The following is a 5,240-nucleotide window of genomic DNA, read 5'->3' as shown; positions in this document are numbered from 1 at the left end:
GTGTTAGAGTATTTAGGGGTTAAACTCGATCTCACATTAGAACAAAGCTCGACTTTACTCCAAGAATGCGGATTTACCTTTTTGTTTGCCCAATACCACCATCCGGCGATGAAGTTCATCATGCCGATCCGCCGTTCGATCCCTGAGAAAACAATTTTTAATATTTTGGGACCTCTCACCAATCCTGTGGGACTCTCTAAAATTCTTCTCGGAGTGTTTGATGAGGTATTTGTCCCCAAAATGGCTGAAGCGGCGCGTGAGTTGGGGATGCAATCGGCTATCGTGGTAAGTTCACGTGAAAAGATGGATGAGATCAGTATCAGCGACATCACCTATGCGGGACATTTGAAAAACGAAGTGATCGATTATTTCGAGATCGATCCGCAGATGTTGGGGATTAAAAAAGCGCCGTTTGAAGCGATCCTCGGCGGGGAAGCAGAGCAAAACGCCCAAATTCTTACCGATATTTTGAACAATCGTGCCACAGATCCTCAGCGGGATATGGTGCTGATTAATGCGGCGTATGCTCTTGTAGCAGAGGGGATGGCTAGAGATGAGCAAGAGGGGTTAGAGATCGCTCGTGATACGTTGCTCAGTGGCAAAGCCTCAGAGAAACTCAAACAAATCGTGTCGGTATCGTCTAAACTATGATGAAGTTACCTCTCGAAGAGCTTTCACAACTGTGTGCAAAGGTGGCTGAATTACTCCCGCAAGGGGGTGTCGTCATACTCCAAGGTGACCTAGCCAGCGGTAAAACGACGTTTACACAAGCATATGCCCGATATCTAGGGATGAGTGATGCGGTCACTTCCCCGACATTTTCCCTCCAACACCAGTATGGAGAGAAACTTTACCATTATGATCTCTATAACTATGGTTTCGATAAGTTTTTGAGTTTAGGGATGATGGAGGAGTTGGAGCGTGAGGGATATCATCTGATCGAATGGGGGGATGAATCGCTTATTCATCTGCTCAAACGCTCAGGGATCGAAACGGTTATCGTAAAAATTTCAAAATGCGATGAAAATTCGCGATATTATGAGGTACAACGTGCATGAATTAAAAATTGACAATTTGGTCAAAACCATCAAAAAGCATGAGATTGTACGAGGTATCAGTATGGAACTTCGCACGGGAGAGGTTGTTGGGCTTCTCGGACCCAATGGGGCTGGTAAGACAACAACATTTTATATGATTTGCGGTTTGGTCGAAGCGACAGGGGGAAAAGTTTATATCGATGGAGAAGACGTTTCGGATCTTCCGCTTCATAAACGCTCCCGTATGGGGATAGGTTATCTGCCGCAAGAGGCGTCGATTTTTAAAGATCTCACGGTCGAAGAGAATCTCATTATCGCGGCACAAGCGGGGAAACTGAGTAAAGAGATGGCAGAACAGCGGATCGAGGAACTACTGGAGATGTTTAACATCGAGCCGATTCGTAACCGTCGGGGGATTAATCTTTCCGGTGGAGAACGCCGTCGTGCCGAAATCGCTCGTGCATTGGTCAACAAACCCCGTTTTTTACTCCTAGATGAGCCGTTTGCAGGGGTTGATCCGATCGCCGTCATGGACATCCAAAGTGTTATCTCTCAACTCGTAGAGTACGGAATCGGTGTTTTGATTACCGATCATAATGTCCGTGAGACGTTAGCCGTATGTGATCGTGCCTATGTTATTAAAAGCGGTCAACTCCTCGCGAGCGGGACGAGTGATGAGATAGCCCATAATGCCGATGTGCGCCAACACTATCTCGGTGAATCGTTCAAGTTCTAGCATCGTATGTTACGGGTAAAAACCAGCGTCGAGCTCAAAAACAAGCTCTCCAATACCCTGCGTAACTGGCTACCGATTTTACAATCGAGCCTGAGTGATTTGGGTGAAGCGATGGCTCCGTTTATCGAGAGCAATCCTTTGATCGATGTTAAATCGGGATATGAAGAGTCATTTGAATCACGAATCCCTAAAAAAATTCAATACGGCTATGTCCAAAACTCTCACAGTGAAGCGATAGAAGCTCTCACGATTCAGCATAAAAGTTTGTATGAAGTGCTCGAAGAACAGATTGACGGTTCGTTGTTTCCCACCCCGATCTCCCAGCTCATAGCCCGCCATGTGATTGAGAATCTGGATGAGGGGGGATATTATGAGGGTGATAGCGATATGTTTTGTGTGCAACACGCTATTAGCAACGAACAATTTGAGAAAATTCGCCTCCGTTTTATACATGTAGAACCGGTAGGAATCGGTGCGCGTGATGTAAGCGAAGCCTTTTTATTTCAACTTGAGTCCTCATCTATCAGTGATGCTGGGTACACGCTGGCTTCGCAGATGATAAACCATCTCGATGAGTTAGGACGTTACCGTAAAGAGCCTTATTTCGATGAAGCGATGAAAGTCATTGGTAGTTTTAAAAACCCTCCGGCACTCGATTATATGGAAGAGTCACAGCAGGTTATCCCTGATTTGATGATTTATACCGATCCCGAAGAGGGGATTGAAGTGAAATTGAACGATCAATATTATCCCACTATCTCGATCGATGCCGGATACAAAGTCGATCACTCTTTTGTCCGCGATAAGTTTAAAGAGGCAAAAAGCCTCGTAGATGCGTTGGAAATGCGTAAAGCGACATTGTACAAAGTGGGACTGATGATTGTTGAGTATCAGTATGAGTTTTTTACCGGCGGTGCGATCAAGCCGTTGACGCTCAAAACACTCGCCGATGAGTTCGGACATAATCCCTCTACAATCTCTCGTGCTATTGCAAACAAATATATCGCCTGTGATCGCGGTATCTATCCGATGAAGGATTTTTTCACCACAGCTATCGATGAAGATGTTTCCAATGCCGCGATCAAAGAGTACGTTTCGGAGCTAGTTAAAAACGAGTCCCACAAAAAACCGCTAAGCGATATGAAACTCCTTGAGATGATTCAGGATAAATTTAAGATCACGATGGTTCGCCGCACCATCGCCAAATATCGTAAACAGCTTAATATCGCCGGATCAAGTGAGCGTAAACAACTCTATCTTTTAGGGCGTTAGTGGAAAAGCTCAAAGCCTATCTTGATGCTGAGGTCGAAGCCCGTGATTCTCTCAATGAGCTGTGTGAACAACGACCTGATCCGCTAATGATTGCACGCCGATCTATGGATGAGCTCCATGCTCTGACATGTGCGTTATTCGCATACGGCAGTGTAAAAGCTATCGTCCCCTTTTTGGCCTCATTACATCAGGATTTAGTAGATTTGGATGAGCCTGAGTTACGTCTCGTATTAGAAGGGAAATATTATCGCTTTCAGAACAGCGAAGATATAATTCAATGGTTTTATACGCTTAAAGCATTAAAAGCTTCAGGTGGGGCTGAGAAGGCTTTTAAAGAGGGATATAAGTGCGATGGATTACTTGGAGGAGTATCGACATTGATTACTTCTCTTTATGACCTTAACCCTTATCGCTCAAAAGGATACGAATTTTTGATCGGTAAGCCGATAGTCTCTATAGCAAAAGCATCGGCAATGAAGCGTTGGATGATGTATTTGCGCTGGATGGTTCGTAAAAGCGAACTCGATATGGGATTGTGGAGTGGGGTGCAGATCAATGATTTGATTATGCCGCTGGATACCCATACGTTTAATGTTTCGCACCGTTTAGGGCTTTTGACACGCTCTGTATGCGATATGAGAGCGGCAATTGAATTGACAGAAAGACTTAAAGAATTTGATCCTCACGACCCGCTCAAATACGATTTTGCCCTTTATCGAATTGGGCAAGAAAAATTAGGTTAAGAATTAATTTTTATCGGTTTATATTTTTTATAAACTAATACATTTCAGAAGATTTCTTTGTTTTGGTAGTTAATGCAAGTATTTTTTCCTTATCCGCAAATGTGGTACAATCACGTCTTTAAATAAACGATTTAGGCGATTATGAAAAAAATTTTAATAGTTAGCGACGGTGCTATCGGTCATCATTACATTGAGCGTGTGATCGGTACTTATACAAGCGAAAATCTTTATTATGTTGTGCAAACGCGTGAAAATGGGTTTCAAGGTTATAATCCTACACGATTTAAATTTTTTCAATTTGATCCTACCAGTTTTTATAAAATTTCCAATCTGTTAAAAATGGATTTTTGGCAAGTTGTTTTGGCTATGGAGAATCAAAGTGATTTGGAATATACGATTAAAAATATTCGTCTTTATAAACCTAATATTCGAATCATAGCTCTCGATTTATGGAATGCTGCAAGTCCCGAAAATGATATTGAATGGGTTAATATGCAAGAACTTATTGCTACTAATTTGATTGATTATCTGCCAAATATTCCTGTTTTAGCTAAAAATATTGGATTGGGTTCAGGTGAGATTATGGAGGTTCTGGTTCCTTTTGGGAGTTCGTTCGTTTATCGCCATATTGGGTCCATAGAACAAAAAAACTGGAAAATCGCAGCTATTTATCGAAATAGACAACTTATTATCCCAAGCGATAATAAAATGATTCAGCCAAATGATACATTAATTTTGGTTGGCGATCCTGCTGTGCTTCGTTCCATTTATCGTGCTATTAAACGAGAACTTGGGCAATTTCCGGCTCCTTTTGGTTCTAAAATTTATCTTTATATCGATATGAGTATAGAAAAATCATCTTCCATTATGACTTTGGTTCGACGAAGTATTTATATTCAAAAAAAACTTCGTCAGCCACTTATTATTAAAGTTATTAATCCTGCTGATATTGATATTCTCCGAATGATTAAGGTTTCTGCTCAGGGCGGAGTCACTATTGATGTATGTTATGATGGGCGACCTGAGGAGGGAATTATTCTGAATGATATCAAAAAATATCATATTGGACTTTTTTTGGTTTCTCATATGACTTTTTCTATTAAATCAATCCGTAAAAAGCTCTATGCCGGTAATGTTCCTGTATTGAAGCTTGCAGATCGTTCATTCTCTTCTTTGAAAGAGAGTATTGTCATTTTGAGTGAAGAAGGACATATTGAAAATATTTCCACAACAATTTTTGATGTTTCATCTCAGTTTGGATTTAATCTTGAATTGATTGATTATACAAATGAAGAGGAAAATCATAAACGAGATGTGATTGAACATTTTAATAATTTATCAGCTATTTTTTCCAAATCAATTAATGTCGTTATCCAAGAAGAAAATCCGATTCGATCGTTGTGTGAAAGGGATAATTTTCTTCATGTCCTTCCCTTTACAAGTAAAATGTTT

General features: G+C 41.2%; 6 protein-coding genes. All 6 read left to right on the top strand.

From position 1 onward, the window contains the following. Positions 1 to 651: anthranilate phosphoribosyltransferase (gene trpD, locus WA010_RS08855; RefSeq protein WP_422556767.1), on the top strand; the 651-nt coding region annotated here is incomplete at its 5' end. Next, positions 648 to 1,058: a tRNA (adenosine(37)-N6)-threonylcarbamoyltransferase complex ATPase subunit type 1 TsaE gene (gene tsaE, locus WA010_RS08850; protein ID WP_422556766.1), complete on the top strand. Its 411-nt coding sequence runs from the start codon at positions 648 to 650 to the stop codon at positions 1,056 to 1,058. The genes trpD and tsaE, both read left to right, overlap by 4 nt. Continuing rightward, complete coding sequence (gene lptB, locus WA010_RS08845; protein ID WP_422556765.1) at positions 1,051 to 1,773, top strand: LPS export ABC transporter ATP-binding protein; 723 nt, start codon at positions 1,051 to 1,053, stop codon at positions 1,771 to 1,773. Before tsaE ends, lptB begins: the two co-directional genes overlap by 8 nt. A gap of 6 nt (positions 1,774 to 1,779) precedes the next feature. Then, positions 1,780 to 3,045 carry an RNA polymerase factor sigma-54 gene (locus tag WA010_RS08840; protein WP_422556764.1) on the top strand — a complete coding sequence of 422 codons (1,266 nt, stop codon included), beginning with the start codon at positions 1,780 to 1,782 and terminating at the stop codon, positions 3,043 to 3,045. Then, entirely contained in the window at positions 3,045 to 3,788 is a 744-nt protein-coding gene (locus WA010_RS08835) for a TIGR02757 family protein (protein ID WP_422556763.1), read from the top strand. Before WA010_RS08840 ends, WA010_RS08835 begins: the two co-directional genes overlap by 1 nt. A gap of 141 nt (positions 3,789 to 3,929) precedes the next feature. Next, positions 3,930 to 5,240: COG3400 family protein (locus WA010_RS08830; protein WP_422556762.1), on the top strand; the 1,311-nt coding region annotated here is incomplete at its 3' end.

Origin of the sequence: Sulfuricurvum sp., from assembly GCF_049305995.1 — a bacterium.
Taxonomy (GTDB): Bacteria; Campylobacterota; Campylobacteria; order Campylobacterales; family Sulfurimonadaceae; genus Sulfuricurvum.
The sequence above is the reverse complement of the archived record's forward strand: the minus strand, read 5'-3'. Positions and strand labels throughout refer to the sequence as shown.